The sequence below is a fragment of the Micromonospora sp. CA-240977 genome (assembly GCF_050942285.1).
GTDB lineage: Bacteria > Actinomycetota > Actinomycetes > Mycobacteriales > Micromonosporaceae > Micromonospora.
This window is the reverse complement of sequence record NZ_CP192055.1, coordinates 7,219,670-7,236,325: the sequence shown is the minus strand read 5'-3', so window position 1 is coordinate 7,236,325 and position 16,656 is coordinate 7,219,670. Positions and strand designations below refer to the sequence as shown.

At 71.4% G+C, this 16,656-nt stretch carries 16 protein-coding genes and 1 tRNA gene; 10 read left to right on the top strand and 7 right to left on the bottom strand.

Features of this window, described 5'->3' with window-relative positions; all coding sequences use genetic code 11:
- Nucleotides 1-105 precede the first annotated feature (105 nt).
- Complete coding sequence (locus ACQPWW_RS32970; RefSeq protein ID WP_433127702.1) at nt 106-750, top strand: class I SAM-dependent DNA methyltransferase; 645 nt, start codon at nt 106-108, stop codon at nt 748-750.
- A 61-nt stretch (nt 751-811) separates the two neighbouring features.
- Nucleotides 812-1,243 carry a hypothetical protein gene (locus ACQPWW_RS32965; RefSeq protein ID WP_433127701.1) on the top strand — a complete coding sequence of 144 codons (432 nt, stop codon included), beginning with the start codon at nt 812-814 and terminating at the stop codon, nt 1,241-1,243.
- Between the two features lie 177 nt (nt 1,244-1,420).
- On the opposite strand, the gene ACQPWW_RS32960 is transcribed toward ACQPWW_RS32965, so the two are convergent.
- Complete coding sequence (locus ACQPWW_RS32960; protein WP_433127700.1) at nt 1,421-1,765, bottom strand: hypothetical protein; 345 nt, start codon at nt 1,763-1,765, stop codon at nt 1,421-1,423.
- 155 nt (nt 1,766-1,920) lie between these two features.
- Between ACQPWW_RS32960 and ACQPWW_RS32955 the strand changes: the two genes are divergently transcribed.
- Nucleotides 1,921-2,454: an AAA family ATPase gene (locus tag ACQPWW_RS32955; RefSeq protein WP_433127699.1), complete on the top strand. Its 534-nt coding sequence runs from the start codon at nt 1,921-1,923 to the stop codon at nt 2,452-2,454.
- A gap of 79 nt (nt 2,455-2,533) precedes the next feature.
- On the opposite strand, the gene ACQPWW_RS32950 is transcribed toward ACQPWW_RS32955, so the two are convergent.
- Nucleotides 2,534-2,610, bottom strand: a tRNA-Pro gene (locus tag ACQPWW_RS32950).
- A 199-nt stretch (nt 2,611-2,809) separates the two neighbouring features.
- Nucleotides 2,810-3,703 carry a metallophosphoesterase gene (locus ACQPWW_RS32945; protein WP_433127698.1) on the bottom strand — a complete coding sequence of 298 codons (894 nt, stop codon included), beginning with the start codon at nt 3,701-3,703 and terminating at the stop codon, nt 2,810-2,812.
- A gap of 25 nt (nt 3,704-3,728) precedes the next feature.
- On the opposite strand from ACQPWW_RS32945, the gene ACQPWW_RS32940 reads away from it, so the two are divergent.
- On the top strand, nt 3,729-4,184 hold the full coding sequence (locus ACQPWW_RS32940) for a GatB/YqeY domain-containing protein (RefSeq protein ID WP_393369297.1): 456 nt from the start codon (nt 3,729-3,731) through the stop codon (nt 4,182-4,184).
- Between the two features lie 117 nt (nt 4,185-4,301).
- On the opposite strand, the gene ACQPWW_RS32935 is transcribed toward ACQPWW_RS32940, so the two are convergent.
- The gene (locus ACQPWW_RS32935) at nt 4,302-6,734 is read right to left on the bottom strand and encodes a penicillin-binding protein (RefSeq protein WP_433127697.1); all 2,433 of its coding nucleotides are present in this window, start codon (nt 6,732-6,734) and stop codon (nt 4,302-4,304) included.
- 407 nt (nt 6,735-7,141) lie between these two features.
- On the opposite strand from ACQPWW_RS32935, the gene ACQPWW_RS32930 reads away from it, so the two are divergent.
- Nucleotides 7,142-7,462, top strand: a complete 321-nt coding sequence (locus tag ACQPWW_RS32930) for a WhiB family transcriptional regulator (RefSeq protein ID WP_184179440.1) — start codon at nt 7,142-7,144, stop codon at nt 7,460-7,462.
- A gap of 6 nt (nt 7,463-7,468) precedes the next feature.
- Here ACQPWW_RS32930 and ACQPWW_RS32925 read toward each other — a convergent pair whose 3' ends face one another.
- Genes ACQPWW_RS32925 through ACQPWW_RS32915 form a run of 3 tightly spaced genes read right to left on the bottom strand, consistent with a single transcriptional unit; the run spans nt 7,469 to nt 10,269 of the window.
- On the bottom strand, nt 7,469-8,620 hold the full coding sequence (locus ACQPWW_RS32925; protein WP_433127696.1) for an ArsA family ATPase: 1,152 nt from the start codon (nt 8,618-8,620) through the stop codon (nt 7,469-7,471).
- A 54-nt stretch (nt 8,621-8,674) separates the two neighbouring features.
- Nucleotides 8,675-9,652, bottom strand: coding sequence for an ArsA-related P-loop ATPase (locus tag ACQPWW_RS32920; protein WP_433127695.1), 978 nt, complete (start codon nt 9,650-9,652; stop codon nt 8,675-8,677).
- A 26-nt stretch (nt 9,653-9,678) separates the two neighbouring features.
- Nucleotides 9,679-10,269, bottom strand: coding sequence for an Rv0361 family membrane protein (locus ACQPWW_RS32915; protein ID WP_433134722.1), 591 nt, complete (start codon nt 10,267-10,269; stop codon nt 9,679-9,681).
- Between the two features lie 529 nt (nt 10,270-10,798).
- Here ACQPWW_RS32915 and ACQPWW_RS32910 point away from each other — a divergent pair.
- The 5 genes from ACQPWW_RS32910 to ACQPWW_RS32890 all read left to right on the top strand — a co-directional run bounded on the left by ACQPWW_RS32910 (nt 10,799) and on the right by ACQPWW_RS32890 (nt 16,530).
- A complete protein-coding gene (locus ACQPWW_RS32910; RefSeq protein ID WP_433127694.1) occupies nt 10,799-11,281 on the top strand; it encodes a hypothetical protein in 483 nt (160 codons plus the stop codon).
- 44 nt (nt 11,282-11,325) lie between these two features.
- Nucleotides 11,326-11,481, top strand: a complete 156-nt coding sequence (locus ACQPWW_RS32905) for a DUF4177 domain-containing protein (RefSeq protein WP_007466198.1) — start codon at nt 11,326-11,328, stop codon at nt 11,479-11,481.
- Nucleotides 11,478-11,939, top strand: coding sequence for a RidA family protein (locus ACQPWW_RS32900; protein WP_433127693.1), 462 nt, complete (start codon nt 11,478-11,480; stop codon nt 11,937-11,939). Before ACQPWW_RS32905 ends, ACQPWW_RS32900 begins: the two co-directional genes overlap by 4 nt.
- A gap of 122 nt (nt 11,940-12,061) precedes the next feature.
- Nucleotides 12,062-12,898, top strand: a complete 837-nt coding sequence (locus ACQPWW_RS32895) for an MBL fold metallo-hydrolase (RefSeq protein ID WP_433127692.1) — start codon at nt 12,062-12,064, stop codon at nt 12,896-12,898.
- A complete protein-coding gene (locus ACQPWW_RS32890) occupies nt 12,895-16,530 on the top strand; it encodes an adenylate/guanylate cyclase domain-containing protein (protein ID WP_433127691.1) in 3,636 nt (1,211 codons plus the stop codon). Before ACQPWW_RS32895 ends, ACQPWW_RS32890 begins: the two co-directional genes overlap by 4 nt.
- Nucleotides 16,531-16,656 lie beyond the last annotated feature (126 nt).

The window sequence follows — 16,656 nt, the reverse complement described above, 5'->3', positions numbered from 1 at the left end:
GTCGAGGGCCAATAGGTTGAAGGCCGGCCGCGGGGTTCCTGGTCGACCTCCCGGCGCGCCCGCAATGGGCGGTGCGCTGTCGACCGCCGCACTACTGTGCCCGGGATGAGCGCCGACGACTGGCTGGCCGACACCCGGGCGTCCTACGACACGGTGGCCGGAAGTTACGCCGAGATGCTGCGCGACGCACTCCACGCCGCGCCGTACGAACGGGCGGTCCTTGCGTTGTTCGCCGAACTGACCCGCAGCGGCGGCGAGGGATCCGTGGCGGACATCGGTTGCGGGCCGGGACGGATCACCGCCCACCTGCACAGCCTCGGTGTCGACGCCTTCGGCATCGACCTCTCGCCCGCAATGATCGACATTGCCCGGCGCGACCATCCTGACCTGCGGTTCGCTGTGGGTTCCATGACGGACCTCGACCTCACCGACTCATGCGTCTCAGGCATCCTGGCCTGGTTCTCACTCATCCACATTCCCGACGACGAGGTGCCCGCGGTCCTGGCCCACTTCCACCGGGCGCTGCGTCCCGATGGGACCCTGCTGCTCGCCTTCCACGTCGGTGACGGGCGTCGGTTGAAGACGGAGGGCTACGGCGGTCACCCGATGAACGTGTACGTGCACCGCCGCCCACCGGACCGGGTCGCCGCCTGGCTCGCCGACGCCGGGTTCACCGTCGAGGCCCAACTGCTGCACCGCCCCGACGAGAGCAGGCGCGGAGCGTTTCTCTTCGCACGCCGGCGGCCCTGACGAGCAATCCTCGCGGGCGGCCGTGCGGCTGCCCGGGAGCGAACGCTGGACAATCAGCTCCATGACGCTGTTCGCGTGCCTCCGCTGCCGAACCGCACTCACCGACGATCTGCACGAGGCACAACTCGCAGAGCTGCCCGAGCCGGTCTCACCCTCTGATCTTCAGCCCGGCGACGTGTGTCCGGCGTGGGTGCCCCCGGGGATGTTCGCGGTTGACCCCCAGCCTTTCGGGCCGCCCCATGTGCCGATCGAGACGGACGGCCGGATGCTGGTTTCCGCCGGACCTCGCAACACCGTCCTGATCAATCCCGACGACCTGCTGGTGCGGCAGCTACATTTGGACGGCAGGCGCCGAAACGGCTGCTGCGGCCTGGACGGTTGCGACGGCCCCAACCTGGTGTGCAGCTGCGGGGCGGAGATCGCGACCGAATCGTCGGACTGCTGGACGGCTCAGGTTGTCCGGTTGCAGCCGCTCGCCGTGGTGCGAACGTAGCCTCGCTGTTACCTCTGGTCGGGGTGGCCGGATTCGAACCGACGACCTCTTCGTCCCGAAGGAATGATCGGCCGTCGTTGAGCTGTGCAAACAGGCCGGGCGAGCCGCGGCAACGGTCCACCAACGTCCATCTGCCTCCCGGTCGTGGTCGCGCCCGTCGTCACCCAGCACGGTGGCTCACGATGAGGGAGCCACTGGCCAGCCTCGGCGCTGCAGCGCGTCCACCACTTTGCCGGCACGGAGCGCCCAGAAGATGACCGCCTCGTTGTGGCCGTTCCGCGCGAGTCTGACACCGTCGGCCAGCACGGGGACACGACCGAATCGGGAGATCGATACCAGGTTCGTGCGAGTGATACGGAACTCTCCGAACAGAGACGAGACTGTGATGTAGCTCGTTCCCACGCGGAGCCGAGCGAATGGCCATGTGGCGTTCTTGTTGCTCTTGAAACCCGATCCCCACGACCGCACATCAGGGTCAACGTAGGCGATGCCCCCGCGCGTGCTGAACTCCTTGTCGATCACCTGCCGATCATCACTGACGCTCGCAACATCCGGGCCGGCCGTTCACAGGCGTGATGGATGCGAACCCACGCCCGCAGAGCTGGTTGCCATCCCGGCTGCCGCCGCTACAAGTCCTGTGCAAATCGTCCGGTTACTCACGCGCGTTAATGTGTCCCGTGATCGTATGGCTCAACGGCACCCACGGCGCGGGCAAGACGACGACCAGCTCGCTCGTGCAGCAACTGATCCCGGATTCCCGGGTGTTCGACGCCGAGAAGGTCGGCGAGACGCTCATGGACATCACGCCGGGGCTGCCCGAGACGGACAACTTCCAGCACTGGCCGCCGTGGCGGCAGCTCGTCGTCGAGACAGCCCGCCGCGTGCTCGACTACACCGGTGGCACTTTGGTGATACCCATGACTGTCCTGGTCGAGCAGTACTGGCGCGAGATCAGTGTGGGCCTCGCCCAACACGCCATCCCGGTGAGGCACTTCGTCCTCCATGCTGATCAAGACACCCTTCGCCGGCGTATCGAGGGAGAACACCCCGTTCCGTCGCCGTTCCGTCTCAGGTACCTCGAGCCCTACGCCGAGGCGGCCCGCACGTGGCTGCATGCCGAGGCCGAGGTCATCGACACCACGCACCTGACTCCCGCACAAGCCGCCATGCAGGTCGTCCTCCGAGCTACCGGGGGAAGCTCAGGGGCGTGACCTCAGCCTGCGCTGACCGCTGCTGCGGTACGGAAACACCAGAGGGCACATCCATGGATCGGATGTGCCCTCTTACCTCTGGTCGGGGTGGCCGGATTCGAACCGACGACCTCTTCGTCCCGAACGAAGCGCGCTACCAAGCTGCGCCACACCCCGAGGCGTGCCGACAAATAGTAGCCCACCCGCTCGGATGGTCAAACTCGGTACCCCCGCCGCCCGGCCCGGCCCACGAGCGGTCGAGCGCCGCTTGCGGGGTGATCGACTCGCTGTCCGTGAACCCGGGGTGTCCGGCCCGGGTGGATGGGCCGGTTTGCAGGAAACCGGGTCGATCACGCCAGGGGCGGCGGTGGGGCGGTCAGCGGGGGATGAGGGTGAGGATGCTGGCTTCCGGGGGGCAGGCGAAGCGGACCGGGGCGGTCGGGTGGGTGCCGAGGCCGGCGGAGACGTGCAGCCAGGAGTCCGAACCGGGCCAGCGGTGCAGACCGCGCGCCATCGACCGGGGCAGGCCGCAGTTGGTCACGAGGGCGCCGTAGCCCGGTACGCAGACCTGACCACCGTGGGTGTGCCCGGCGAGCAGCAGTCCGAATCCGTCCGCCGCCATCTGGTCGAGCACCCGCGGCTCGGGGGAGTGCGCCAGCGCGATGGACAGGTCCGCCGAGGACGAGACCGCCCCGGCGACGGAGGGATAGTCGTCCCGGTCGATGTGGGGGTCGTCCACGCCGGCCAGGTCGAGCTGCCGACCGCCGGCCTTCAGCGTGGTCCGGGCGTTGTTGAGATCCGCCCAGCCGGCGCCGGTGAACACCTGACGCAGCTCCTCGTAGGGCAGGTCGACGCCCTCGGTGTACTCCCGGTCGGGCAGGAAGTAGGTGAAGGGGTTCTTTAACACCGGCCCGGTGTAGTCGTTGGAGCCGAACACGAACGCCCCGGGGTAGTCAAGCAGCGGCTGTAGGGCCCGCAGCACTCCGGGCACCGCGGCCGGGTGGGCCATGTTGTCGCCGGTCACCACCACCAGGTCGGGGTCGAGGGCGGCCAGCGACGCCACCCAGCGCTGCTTGCGCGCCTGGTCGGGCATCATGTGCAGGTCCGACAGGTGCAGCACGCGCAGCGGCTCCGCGTCGGCCGGCAGCACCGGCACGTCGTACCGCCGGAGGGTGAACATGTTGCGCTCGATGAGCGACGCGTACGCGAGGGTGGCCGCGCCGACCGTGGCGGTTCCGGCGGCAAGCCGGAATAGTGTGCGCTTTCGCATGGCGTTCAGGGTAGTTTGACCGTCCATGAGCACGCTGAAGGACCGCCTCACCGCCGACATGCGTTCCGCGCTCAAGGCGCGCGACGAGCTGACCACCTCCACGCTGCGGATGGCCCTGGCCGCCGTCGGCACCGCCGAGGTCGCCGGCAAGGCCAAGCGCGAGCTCACCGATGACGAGGTGCTCGCGGTGCTGACCAAGGAGGCCAAGAAGCGCCGGGAGGCGGCCACCGCCTTCGCTGACGCCGGCCGCGCCGAGCAGGCCGCGAAGGAGACCGCCGAGGGTGAGGTGCTGGACCGCTACCTGCCCAAGCAGCTCTCGGACGCCGAGTTGGCCGAGCTGGTGTCGGGGGCGCTCGCCGCGGGCGGCTTCACCGGGAAGACCCAGATGGGCCCGGCGATGAAGGCGGCCCAGGCCGCGGTGGCCGGCCAGGCCGAGGGTGGTCGGGTGGCCGCCGAGGTACGCAGGCAGCTCGGCCTCTGATCCACCGGCATCCCGGTCGGCGTTCCCCGGAGCGCGGGCGGTTGGCGGTGGTCCGGACAGACGGAGACGGGCGGGCACCCGTACTGGGTGCCCGCCCGTCGTGTCCTGATCGTCGGCTCAGCCGCCCGGTCGACCGCCGGGTCGACCGGTGTTGCCGGGCTGCCCGCCACCGGGGTTGTCCGGCGGGGCGCCGCCACCACCGTTGCTGACCTGGATGGTGACCACACCACCCTTGATGGTGCGCCCGTCCGGGCTGGTGCCGTGGGCGGTGCCCGGCGGGCAGGACGACTTCACCTTGGCGTCCGAGACCACCGGCTCGAAGCCCGCGTCCTTGAGCCGGGACTTCGCCTGATCCACCGAAATGCAGCTCACGCCGGGGATGCTGCGCTGGTCACCTTCGGAGATCTTCTGGCCCGGTGGCTCGAACTGGATGCGTTCCTTGCCCTTCATGGCATCCCGCAGCGTCTCCTGGACCGGTGGGTTGATGCCGTGCGGGACATCGTGCCCCATCTCGACGTTCGTCTGCGGCCAGTCCGGGTCGGCCATGATGCCGGCGACCGAGTACTGCTTGGTCATGGCGACCAGGGCGGCGGTCTTCTCCGAGTCGGTGGTGCCGGACTTGCCGGCCACCGGCGCGTCGACGATGCCCTTCACCCGGGAGGCGGTGCGGCTGCCCCCGCACTTGCTGGTGCTGGAGTTGTCGCCGACCGGGCAACGGGCGGCGTCCACCGCGGCGCGGGCCACCTCGGTGCTGAACCGCTTCTCACAGCGCGGGTTGGCGATGTCCAGCTTGTTGCCGTCCGGGTCCCGGATCTCCTGCACCGGGATCGGCTCGCAGTACTTGCCGTCCGCAGCCAGGGTCGCGTACGCGTTGGCGAGGTCCAGCGGGGTGGTCTGCGAAACGCCGAGGGTGAAGGCGCCCCACTGGTGTGCGGCCTCCTTCGTGCCGGCGAGGTCGAGATCCTCGTCGGTGCGGAACTGGATGCCGGCCCGCTTGGCGACGTCGACCACGTTCTCCGCACCGACCTGCTGCTGGAGCGGAACGAAGAAGGTGTTGATCGACTGGGCGAAGGCGGTCCACATGTTCTGTGGGCCACCGGCCTTCAGGCCGGAGTTGGTCGGGCAGTACAGGTTGGTGCCGGGGCACGCGGCGGGGCCGGGTTTGATCTTGTATTCCGACCGGAACTGCTGCGGCGCGTTGAAGGTGTAGCTGAGGGGGATGCCCTTCTCCAGCGCCGCCACGATAGTGAAGATCTTGAAGGTCGAGCCGGCCTGGTAGCCGGTGATGCCGTCACCACCGGTGAGCAGCGGGTTGACCGTCGCCGGGTAGTTGCCCCGGATGTTCTTCCTGCTCTTCGCCGGATCGCTGGAGATCTTGTTCTTCGGGTTCTTCGGGTCGTCCAGCTTGAACTGCCTGTTGACCGCGAGCGCCCGGACCCGGCCGGAGCCGGGCTCGACCACCGCGACCATCGCGGCTTCCTTGCTGTTCTCGCTCTTGGACCGGCGGACCGCCGCGTCGGCGCCCCGCTGCGCCTGCACGTCGATCGAGGTGACGACGGTGTAGCCGCCGCTCTTCAGCCGCCGGTCCCGGTCGTACCTGGTCGAGCCGAACGTCTCCTGCTGCAACCACCAGCGGTAGAAGTAGTCGCAGAAGAAGCCCCAGCTGTTGACGTTGGCGGCGACGCAGCCGTTCGGGGTGCGCTTGTCCTTCACCACCAGCTCGACGGCCTTGGCCGCGTCGGCCTCCTGCTGGGTGATGGCCTTGATGTCGACCATGTTCTGGATGACGTAGTCGCGACGGTCCTTGGCGAGCGGGTAACCGGCCTCGGTGGTCGGGTCGTTCGTGGTGGGCGCCTTCACCATGCCGGCCAGCAGCGCCGCTTCCTCGATCTTGAGCTTGCTCGGCGGCTTACCGAAGTAGACCTGGCTGGCGGCATAGATGCCGTACGCGCCGTTGCCGAACGAGGCGAGGTTGAGGTAGCGGGTGAGGATCTCGTCCTTGGAGAATTCCTTGTCGACCTGGAGGGCCAGCCGCATCTCGCGAAGCTTGCGGGCGCTGGTGTCCTCGGTCGCCGCGACCACGTCGGCCGGGTGGGTGGCCGAGTAGGCGATGGCCAGCCGGACGTACTGCATGGTCAGCGTCGAAGCGCCCTGCCGGCCGGAGCCTTCGCTCTGGTTGTTGACGAACGCGCGGGCGACACCGTTGATGTCGACGCCGTTGTGCTTGTAGAAGTCATGGTCCTCGGCCGCGATGATGGCCTTCTGCATGTACGGAGAGATGTCGCTCTGTTTCACGTCGCGGCGGTTCTCGTCGTACATGGTCGCAAGCGGTGTCTTGCCGTCCGATGCCAACAGATAACTGATCTGTGGCGCGCGGGCCACCGTCAGCTCCGTGGGCAGGGCGCCGAATGTCTCGGCGCCGGCCTTCGCGGCCAAGCCGGACATCGCCACCGCGGGGAAGGCCGCCGCAGCGACCACCACGCCAGCCAACAGGCCGCACACCAGCAGCGATGCGGCGTTGGTCAGCACATTGTGGTCACGTTTCCGCATCCAGGTCACCTCGACAGGGTACGCGAGTAGGGAATGAGGGGCGCTGGGGCGTTCTTTCCCCATTTCCTGCGCGCGCTGCCCTCGTTGTGCTAAACGCACGACCCCCGGTGCTTGGTTGCGTGTGACCTGGCGTGAGTCTCCTCCGATCGAAGGAGGCCGCGCAGCGTTATCGGCGACCTCGGCGGGGTAACCGGCGGTCGAAGGCCCGGGAAGCCGGGAGTGTCCGGAATGATGGATTTCGCCGACAACGTTGCGTAATCAGCCGACTACAGAGCATGATGGGGGCGGCGACAGCGCCACATGTCGTCCGTGCCGCCTTGGGGAAGGCGAGCCGGGCGATCGGGGGGAATTGCCGGCTGGCGTGCATCGACGAGGTCGGTAGGTACTGCAAGGGGGGACGTGTACACATGGGCATGATCACTGACTGGCCGTCGCTGGCGGCGTGTCAGAACGGGGACCCGGACGCGTTGTTCGTACAGGGCGCCGAACAGAACGTGGCGAAGCGGATCTGCCGGAGCTGCCCAGTTCGGTACGAGTGCCTGGCCGACGCGCTGGACAACCGGATCGAGTTCGGTGTGTGGGGCGGCATGACCGAACGCGAACGGCGGGCACTGCTGCGGCGACACCCGCAGGTGACGAGCTGGCGCAAGATGTTCGAGGCCGCGATGAAGAAGAACAGCAAGGAAAAGGCCGGAAAGGACAAGATCCTCGTCAGTGCGGCCAACTGACGACGGTCACGGCCGGCTGATCGCCGCGCCGATCGTCCGTAGCCCGTCGACGTCGTGCACGTCGGCGGGCTGTGCCGTCACCGACACCGCCGGCACCGCCGGGAACGCCTCGGTGAACCGCGCAGCGACCTGCTGCTCGCGTACCGCCTGCCGGGCCAGCGCCGCGTGCGCCCGCAGCACGTCGGCGGTGGCCTCGTGCCCACCCAGCTCGGTCAGCCGTTCGGCGGCGACCCGGCTCTGCTCGGCGTCCAGCTCCGGCACCGCGAGCCGGTGCACCCGGTTGAGCACCAGGCCGGCCAACGGCATCCGCTCCTCCCGCAACCGGCCCGCGAAGTAGGCGGCCTCCCGGACCGCGTCCGGCTCCGGCGTCGCGACAAGCAGGAAGGCCGTCTCCCGGGCCTGCAGGATCCGGTACGTCTGCTCGGCTCGCTGCCGGAAACCACCGAACATCGAGTCCAGTGCGGCCACGAAGCCGGACAGGTCGGTGAGCAGTTGCGCGCCGAGGACCTTCTGCACCACCTTCGAGAACATCCCGAACGAGGCGGTGACCAGGCTGAACATGCTCCGCCCGCCGCTGCGCGCCGGGGCCAGCAACAGTCGGAGCATCCGACCGTCGAGGAACCGGGAGAGCCGGGCCGGGGCGTCCAGGAAATCCAGTGCCGAGCGCGACGGCGGGGTGTCCACCACGATCAGGTCCCACTCGCCCCGGGCGTGCAGCTGGCCGAGCTTCTCCATCGCCATGTATTCCTGCGTGCCGGCGAAGGTCGAACTCATCGCCTGGTAGAACGGGTTCGCGAAGATCTCCGCGGCCTTCGTCGGATCGGTGTGTTGCAGCACCACGTCGTCGAAGGTGCGCTTCATGTCCAGCATCATGGCGTGCAGCTCGCCGCCGCTGCTCTCGACGTCGATCCCCTTGACCTGGCGGGGGGTGTTGTCCAGCTCGGTCAGGCCCAGCGACTGGGCCAGCCGGCGGGCCGGGTCGATGGTGAGCACCACGGTGCGCCGGCCGTGGTGCTCGGCGGCCCGCAGCGCCAACGCCGCGGCCGTTGTCGTCTTTCCCACCCCGCCGGCACCGCAGCACACGACGATCCGTACGCCCGGGTCGGCGAGGATCTGGTCGACGTCCAGCTGCGGCGCCGCGTCTTCGGAAGGCACCAATCGAGCGTATCGGGCCGCGTCGGTCCACGCGCCCGTGCTGCGCTCAGGTGTGAGTCAATCGGCGTGCACGAGGGCCTGGGCCAGCGCCGCGAGCCCGGCCCGGTCCACCCCGTCGGGCAGCAACGGCAGCTCGACCATCGGCAGCCCCAACTCCACCAGGTCGGCGCGGAGCGAATCCTCCAGTTCGCGCCGGATGAGCTGGTCACGCGCCTCGTCGTGCAAACCGGCAACGGTGTCCCGATCGGTTGGCAACCCGGCGGCGACCAGGCCACGCCGCAGCTCCGCGGCGGTGACCGCCGGACCGGCGGGCAGCGGCGGTCGGGTGCCGTTGACGATCACCTTCCCGGTGCCGAAGCCGAGGGCGGTCAGGTCGGCGATGGCGTCCACCGTCTCCTGTACCGGCATCTCCTCCAACAGCGTGACCACGTGGACCGCGGTTATCGGGGAGCGCAACAGCGCGGCGACCCCCTCGCTCTGGGTCTTGATCGGGCCCACCTTGGCCAGCCGGGCCGTCTCCGCCGTGACGTTGAGGAACCGACCGATCCGCCCGGTCGGCGGGGCGTCCAGCACCACCGCGTCGTACGCGCGCCGCTGCCCCGAGGTGCGGGTGGTGGCCTCCTTCACCTTGCCGGTGAGCAGCACGTCCCGCAGACCAGGTGCGATGGTGGTGGCGAAGTCGATGGCGCCGAGCTTGCGCAGCGCCCGACCCGCCGCGCCCAGCTTGTAGAACATGTCCAGGTATTCGAGCAACGCCTCCTCGGCGTCCACCGCGAGGGCGCGCACCTCGCCGCCGTCCGGCGCTTCGGCGAGGTGCCGCTCCTCGTACGGCAGCGGGTCGATGCCGAAGAGTTGGGCGATGCCCTGCCGCCCCTCGACCTCGACCAGCAGGGTGCGCCGACCGCCGGCGGCGAGCGCGAGGGCCAGGGCCGCCGCCACGCTGGTCTTGCCGGTGCCACCCTTGCCGGTCACCACGTGGAGGCGGGCCGACCATCCGGTACCGGCCGGGTCGAACGGCCGCTCAGCTGCACACACCCGTCGAGCCTATCCACGCCTGGCGGTCAGGCGACCTCGCAGACCCACCAACCCGTCTTCTGCACGACGGTGAAGCGCAGGTCCTGGTCGGCCACCTTCTCGTCGGCGGTGGTCATGGTGACCCGGGTGGAGACGGTGGCCCGGTCGCCGGTCTGGTTGTCCACCTTCGGGGTGGTCCACTTGAACCGGGGGTTCTGGTACTGGGACGCGTACTTCTGCACCTCGGCCACCTTCGCGGCGATCTTTCCGTCGTCGCGAGAGGTGGCGCACACGCGCTTGGCCGCCTTTGTCGCGTCGCGATCCTTGTAGACCGCGGTGAGGAACTCGTCGACGGCGACCGCCGGCTCCTTGGCGCCCTCGCCGGTCTCGGCGTTGCGCAGGGTCAGGAACGCCAGCACGCCACCGCCCACGCAGAGCACCATGATCACGACGAGTGCGACCGCCGCGATCAGCAGGCCGCGCTTCTTCTTCGGCTCGGCCGTACCGGGATAGGCCGGGTACGCCGGCGGGGCTGGCGGGATGGTCGAGGCGCCCGGCGTGCCGGGTTGGGTCGGCGTCGCGGCCGGCGTGCCGGCACCGTCGGCCCCACCGGTCGGCGCGGGGAAGGTCTGCTGGATGGGGATGGTCGGTGGCGCGGGCACCGCCGCCGGTGCGGGCGGCGCGGGGAGCGCGAGCTGCCCGGACGGCGCGGCGGGGGCCGGTTGGGCGGGGGCGGCCGCAGCGCCGGGCGGATCGGTGGGTTCCGGCGGGAGGGCGGATGGACCGGCCTGGTCGCCGCTGGGCGGTTGGGTCATCGTCTTCCCCCGGGGGTGCGGCGCCCGCCGCCACCCCTGGCGTCGAGCGTGATCGAGCGGGCTGTCGGGCGCTGCGCGACCGCCCGACCGGAAGGGTAGCGGTCGATGACGGCAGCGGTGTCGCCTGTGCCGCGCGGCTGCCCACCGATCCGGCCGGCGAGACCCGCGTCCGGCGCGCCAGCGGGCCTCCGACCTGCGGGGTGTCGCATATGTGACTGTAGGTGGCCATTCGGGCGCGTCCTATTGGCGGGACTGCGGCCCCGGACCTACCTTCGTCCCGGCGCGGGGGGCGGAACGGACGAATGGGTCCGGACCGGAAGAGTGATCCGAGCGGTACGACCGGAGGCAGTGCATGCGCGACGTGGACAACATCCCTCGCACCCAGTTCCCGACCAACGAGCGGCCGCACCGGTCCGGGTCCACGTACACGGCGAGTGGGCAGATCGGCGGCCAGCCGGTCAACGAACGGTCGTACCGCCGGATGCCGGAGCAGGCGGAGGCGGGCCGGGCGCCGGGCCACGCCGCCGACCGGGCCCGCGACGACGACGAGCCGGGCTTCGTCATCCACCTGCCGATCCGGGTGCCGAGTCTGGCGGCGGCGACAGTGCTGGCCGGCCGGGTCGCGGTGTCGCTGGGCTTCCTGCCCGAGTTGGATGCGGGCGAGACCACAGTGTCCAACGCCGACGATCAGAACAACAGGCACCGGGTCTTCTGCGACCTGCTGCTGCCCGACCGGTCCCGCTGCCCCCAGGGTTACGAGCACGAGGGGCTCTGTGGGGAGGTGCCGGCCGCGCCGGAGCAGCGTCCCGCGCCTCGCCCGGCCAGCGGACCGTAGGCTGTGCCTCGAACAATTCCGCACCGAGAGGGAGCCCTTCAGCGATGCAGAAGTGGGAATACTCCACGGTCCCGCTGCTGGTCCACGCGACCAAGCAGATCCTCGACAACTGGGGCGAGGACGGGTGGGAGCTCGTCGCCGTGGTCCCCGGACCGAACCCCGACCAGTTGGTCGCCTACCTGAAGCGACCGAAGGCGTGAGCAACGGTCCGCACGCGAAGCTCGCCGAGCTGGGGCTCGACCTGCCCGAGGTCGTGCCGCCGGTGGCCAGTTACGTGCCGGCGGTGCAGTCCGGGCAGCACGTGTACGTCTCCGGCCAGTTGCCGATCGCCGAGGGCAAGCTGCTCGCGACCGGCAAGGTCGGCGCCGGGATCTCCGCCGAGCAGGCGAAGGACCTGGCCCAGCGGTGCGCGCTCAACGCGCTGGCCGCTGTCGACTCCCTGGTCGGCCTGGAAAATGTGGTCAAGGTGGTCAAGGTGACCGGTTTCGTGGCCTCCGCGCCCGGCTTCACCGGTCAACCCGCGGTGATCAACGGCGCCTCCGACCTCTTCGGCACCGTCTTCGGTGAGGCCGGCCGCCACGCCCGCAGCGCCGTCGGAGTGGCCGAGCTGCCGCTCGACGCCCCGGTGGAGATCGAACTGATCGTCGAGGTCGCCTGACGCTCGGCCACACCCCGCGATCTTGTGCCGCTGGCACGGCGAAAAGCCCTGAACGGTGACGAATCAGGGACCGCGCGGGCAAGATCGTGGGGTGTGGCGGGCGGGGTCGTACGATCGCAGCCATGAGCGGGCACGTGACGGCGCCGGCGGCGGCTGTCGCCGACGAGCTGCCGACCTGGGTGACACTGCTGCGCGCGGCGAACCCGGGGCCGATGACCCTCGACGGCACCAACACCTGGGTGCTGCGCGCCCCGGCGGCCGAGTCCGCCATCGTTGTCGACCCGGGGCCGGCCGACGAGGGGCACCTGAGTCGGATCGCCGAGCACGGCCCCATCGGGCTGATCCTGATCACCCACGGCCACCCCGACCACACCGAGGGCGCGGCCCGGCTGAGTGAGCTGCTCGGCGGTGTGCACGTCCTCGCCGTCGACCCGGCGCACACCATCGGGGCCGAGCCGCTGACCGAGCCGGTCGAGCACTTCGGCGGCTTCGGCCTGGCGGTCCGTCTGCTGAACACCCCGGGACACACCGCCGACTCGGTCTGCTTCCTGGTCGAGCACGGCGACGAGCGGGTGGTGCTCACCGGTGACACCATCCTCGGCCGGGGCACCACAGTCGTCGCCCACCCGGACGGGCACCTCGGTGACTACCTGAGCAGCCTGGAGCTGCTGTCCGCGTACCGGGGGATTCCGGCGCTGCCCGGACACGGCCCGGCGCTTGCCGACTGCGCCGCCGCCGCCGACTTCTACCTCGCGCACCGCCGGGCCCGGCTGGACCAGGTCCGGGACGCGGTCGCGGCCGGTGCCGCCACCCCCGCCGACGTGGTCGCGGCGGTCTACGCGGACGTGGACCGCTCGCTCTGGTGGGCGGCTGAGTGGTCGGTCCGTGCACAGTTGGAGTATCTGGGTGTCGGCACCGGGGAATCCGCGCCCGGGGTCAGTGGGTTGGAGCACATGTGACCTGCCCCGTGTGCGGAACCGTTGCCGTTCCCGGTGCGCGGTTCTGCCACAACTGTGGAGCCGCGCTGCCGGCCGCCGCCACGTTGCCGGCGGCCGAGCGCCGGGTGGTCACCGTGCTCTTCGGTGACCTCTCCGAGTTCACCTCCTGGTCGGAGGACCTCGACCCGGAGCGCGTCGGCGCGGTCACCGACCGGGTGCTGGCCGCCCTCGCCGGCGCCGTGAAGACCTTCGGCGGGCACGTCGACAAGTTGACAGGCGACGGGATCATGGCGGTCTTCGGCGCCCCGGTGGCGCACGAGGACGACGCCGAACGCGCGGTGCGGGCCGCCCTGTCCATGCAGCGGGCCGTCCGCCGGGTGCTCGACGACGAGCGGGGCGGCGGCGCGCCGCTCGGGCTGCGGGTCGGGCTGAACACCGGCGACGTCATCGCGGGCATCCAGGCGGCCATCGAGTACACGGTCATCGGCGACACGGTGAACACCGCCGCCCGGCTGGCCGACGCCGCGGCGGTCGGCGCGGTCTACGCCGGTGGGCGTACCGCCGCCGCCACCCGGCACGTCTCCTCCTGGCGGGCCCTGCGGCCGCTGCGGCTCAAGGGCAAGCGTGAGCCGGTCGAGGCGTACGAGCTGCTGGGTCTGCTGGACGCCCCCGGCACCCGCTCGGGGCTCGGCGACGAGGCGCCGTACGTCGGCCGGGAGACGGAGATCGGCCGGATCGCCGGCCGGCTCGCCGAGGTGATCGACCAGGGTGACCCGCGGGTGGTCCTGATGACCGCCGAGGCCGGCATCGGCAAGTCCCGGTTCGCCGCCGAGGTGGAGCGCCTCGCCGCCGGATACGACGTGGGCGCTGGCCGGTACGCGGCGCACACCGGCGCCCGGGTGCTCTCGGTGCGCTGCGCCGCGTTCGGTGAGCGACGCCGGCTCGCGCCCCTCGCCGACCTGGTGCGGGCCGCCGTCGGCCTGCCCAGCGACGCCGCCACCGCACTGACCCGACCGGCGGTGGAGGAGAGGCTGCGGCGGCTCGGGCAGCGGCTCGCCCGCTCCGGTGGGGAGACCCCGCCGATCGCCATCGAGCAGTTGCTGGCCCTGCTCGGCTACGCCGAACTGGCGGCACACGGCGGCACCGACACCGGCGAGTGGAGCGGATCGGGCACCCCGGCCGCTGATGCCGAGGCGGTGCCGAACGCGGTTGCCGACCTGCTCAGTGGGCTCGCCTCGGAGGCGCCGCTGGTGATCGTGGTGGACGACCTGCACGACGCCACCGCCGAGACGATCGGCGCCCTCGGGCTGACCCTGTCCAGGCTCACCGGCCCGGTGCTGGTGCTGCTGCTCGGCCGCCCCGAGCTGGTGCGGACCGCGGGCGCGCTGACCCGGGTCGCGGACGCCGAGGTGCACTCCCTGCCGCCGCTGCGGGGCGCCGACGCGGCGCGGCTGCTCACCAGCTACCTCGGTGGCGGCAAGTTGCCACCGGCCGACGCGGACCGGCTGCTCGCCACCGCGCAGGGCAACCCCTTCTACCTGGCCGAGTTGGTCACCCTGCTCATCGAGCGCGGGGCGCTCACCACGGAAACCGCGCGCGGTGTCCGCGCCGCGAAGGACCGGCCCGGTTCCGGCGAGCGGGACCAGAGCCCCTCGGCCGGCTGGCGGTTGGTGCCCGGTTCGCTGGGCAGCCGGCTGCTCTCCCGCGACCTCGCCGCCGTGCTCGCCGCCCGGATCGACGCGCTGCCGCCGGACGCCCGCTCGGTGCTGCGCGACGCCGCGGTGATCGGTGACACGGTGCCGACCGGTGCGCTGGAGGCGATGCGCGAGCAGCGCGCCGGCCGCGACGGCCGGCCGTCGGCAGTGGTCGCCGTGGAGCTCGACCGGGCCGTCGAGGAGTTGCTGCAACGCCGGATGCTGCACCGCTCCCGGGCCGGCTACTCGTTCGCGACCCCGCTGATGCGGGAGGCCGCGTACGCCGGGGTGAGCAAGGCGGAGCTGGCCGAGCGGCACGCCGCGTTGGCCCGTTGGGCGGCACCGGCGGACGGGACCGAGGTCAGCACCGTGGGCGGCTTCAGCGACGAGGCCCGGGACGACTTCGTGGCGACGCACGTCGAGCGGGCCGCGACGCTCGCCGACGCGGTGAAGCTGCGCCCGGACGCGCCGGCCCGGGCGGTGGTGCCGCTCGGCGTCGCCGCGCTCGGCCGGGCCGCCCGCCGGTCGCTGTCCGCCGGCGAGCCGGTGCTGGCCGTCGAGTACGCCGAACGCGCCACCGAACTCGCCCGCGACGGGGTGCCGGCGGCCGATCGGGTGGTGCACGCGCGGGCGCTGCTCCAGGTCGGCCGCGTCGCCGACGCGCTGGCGTACGCGGAGAAGATCGCCGCGAACGCGGGGGACGAGGCCACCCGGGTCGGTGCCCTGCTGCTCGCGGGGCAGGCCCAGGAGACCCTCGGTGATCAGGGCAGGGCGATGACCGCGTGGCACGAGGCGTTGCAGGTTGCCACCGCCGGTGGGCTGCCGGTGCAGCGGGCGACGGCGATGCGCCGGCTCGGCATGGCCGACTTCGTGGCCGGTCGGCTGAGCCAGGCGAGCAGCCGGTTGGCTGCCGCGTACCAGGTCAGCCTCGGTGCGCAGGACCGGCGGGGACAGGCCTGGTCGCTACAGAACCTGGCCTGGGTGACCACCACCCGTGGTGACTTCGCCGGCACCGACGCGGTCCTCGGCCGGGCGGCCCGGCTCTTCGCCGAGCTGAAGGACCCGTACGGGCGGGCCTGGTTGCGCGGCACCACGGCGTTCGCCCGGCTGCTCGCCGGCCGGCTGCGCGAGGCGTGTCGGATGGCGCAGGTGTTCCTGCCCTTCGGCGAGCGGGTCGGTGAGGCGTGGGCGGTGGGCACGCTCCGTGCGGTGGCGGCGTTCGCCACTGCCGAGTTGGGTGACCTGGCCGAGGCGGACCGGGAGGCCCGGCGGGCGTACCGGGAGTTCGCCGCCGCCTCCGACGACTGGGGGCTCGGGTTCGCGCTCGTGGTCCGGGCGGTGGTGGCGCGCGGGCTGGGCGAGCCGGAGCACGCGGCGGACCTGCTCACCGACGCCCTGGCGTACGCCGAGCGCACCTCGCACCCGTTGCTCACCGGCATGGCCGGCACGCTGCGCGGTTTCGTGGCGTTGGACATGGGCGACCGCGAGACCGCCGAACGGGTGGCCCGCGCGGTGCTGACGGCCGTGGAGCCGCACAACCCGCAGGCCCCGGCCCAGGTGGCGCCCCGGGTGCTGCTGGCGACGGCCCGGCTTGCCGCCGGTGACTCGGCGACCGCCGTCGGGCTGCTCGCCCCGGTGGCGACGGCTGCCGCGAACGCACCCTCGCTGCTCTTCTCCCGCCGCCAGACGATGGCCCAGTACGCGGCGGCCCTGCTCGCGCACGGTCAGCGGGAGCAGGCGTTGGACTGGGCCCGGCGGGCGGTCACCGCGCCGGCCGAGGACGTGCGCAGTCAGGTGATCGCGGCCAGTGTGCTGGCCGAGGCGCTGGCCGCCTGCGGTCACCAGACCGAGGCCCGGTCCTGTGCGGACGAGGCGGTCCGCCTGGCGTACGCGACCGAGCAGCGCAGCGAACGCGCCTCCGCTGACGCCCTCCGCGCCCGTCTGACCGCCCCCGCCTGACAGTTGGTGACGCCTCCCTGACCGAAGCTTTCTGATCAATACCGAGTAGGGGAGTTTTTGTCGGTTCTGGGGATGTGTCGGTCGGGGCGAGGGGCTAGCGTGTCACCACCGTGTGCCGGTCCACAG

Excerpts from the sequence above, each read along its gene's own strand:
- ACQPWW_RS32905 (WP_007466198.1), top strand. The coding sequence starts at position 11,326 with ATGCAGAAGTGGGAATACTCCACGGTCCCGCTGCTGGTCCACGCGACC.
- ACQPWW_RS32935 (WP_433127697.1), bottom strand. The coding sequence starts at position 6,734 with ATGCGGAAACGTGACCACAATGTGCTGACCAACGCCGCATCGCTGCTG.
- ACQPWW_RS32895 (WP_433127692.1), top strand. The coding sequence starts at position 12,062 with ATGAGCGGGCACGTGACGGCGCCGGCGGCGGCTGTCGCCGACGAGCTG.
- ACQPWW_RS32940 (WP_393369297.1), top strand. The coding sequence starts at position 3,729 with ATGAGCACGCTGAAGGACCGCCTCACCGCCGACATGCGTTCCGCGCTC.
- ACQPWW_RS32945 (WP_433127698.1), bottom strand. The coding sequence starts at position 3,703 with ATGCGAAAGCGCACACTATTCCGGCTTGCCGCCGGAACCGCCACGGTC.
- ACQPWW_RS32910 (WP_433127694.1), top strand. The coding sequence starts at position 10,799 with ATGCGCGACGTGGACAACATCCCTCGCACCCAGTTCCCGACCAACGAG.
- ACQPWW_RS32965 (WP_433127701.1), top strand. The coding sequence starts at position 812 with ATGACGCTGTTCGCGTGCCTCCGCTGCCGAACCGCACTCACCGACGAT.
- ACQPWW_RS32970 (WP_433127702.1), top strand. The coding sequence starts at position 106 with ATGAGCGCCGACGACTGGCTGGCCGACACCCGGGCGTCCTACGACACG.
- ACQPWW_RS32930 (WP_184179440.1), top strand. The coding sequence starts at position 7,142 with ATGGGCATGATCACTGACTGGCCGTCGCTGGCGGCGTGTCAGAACGGG.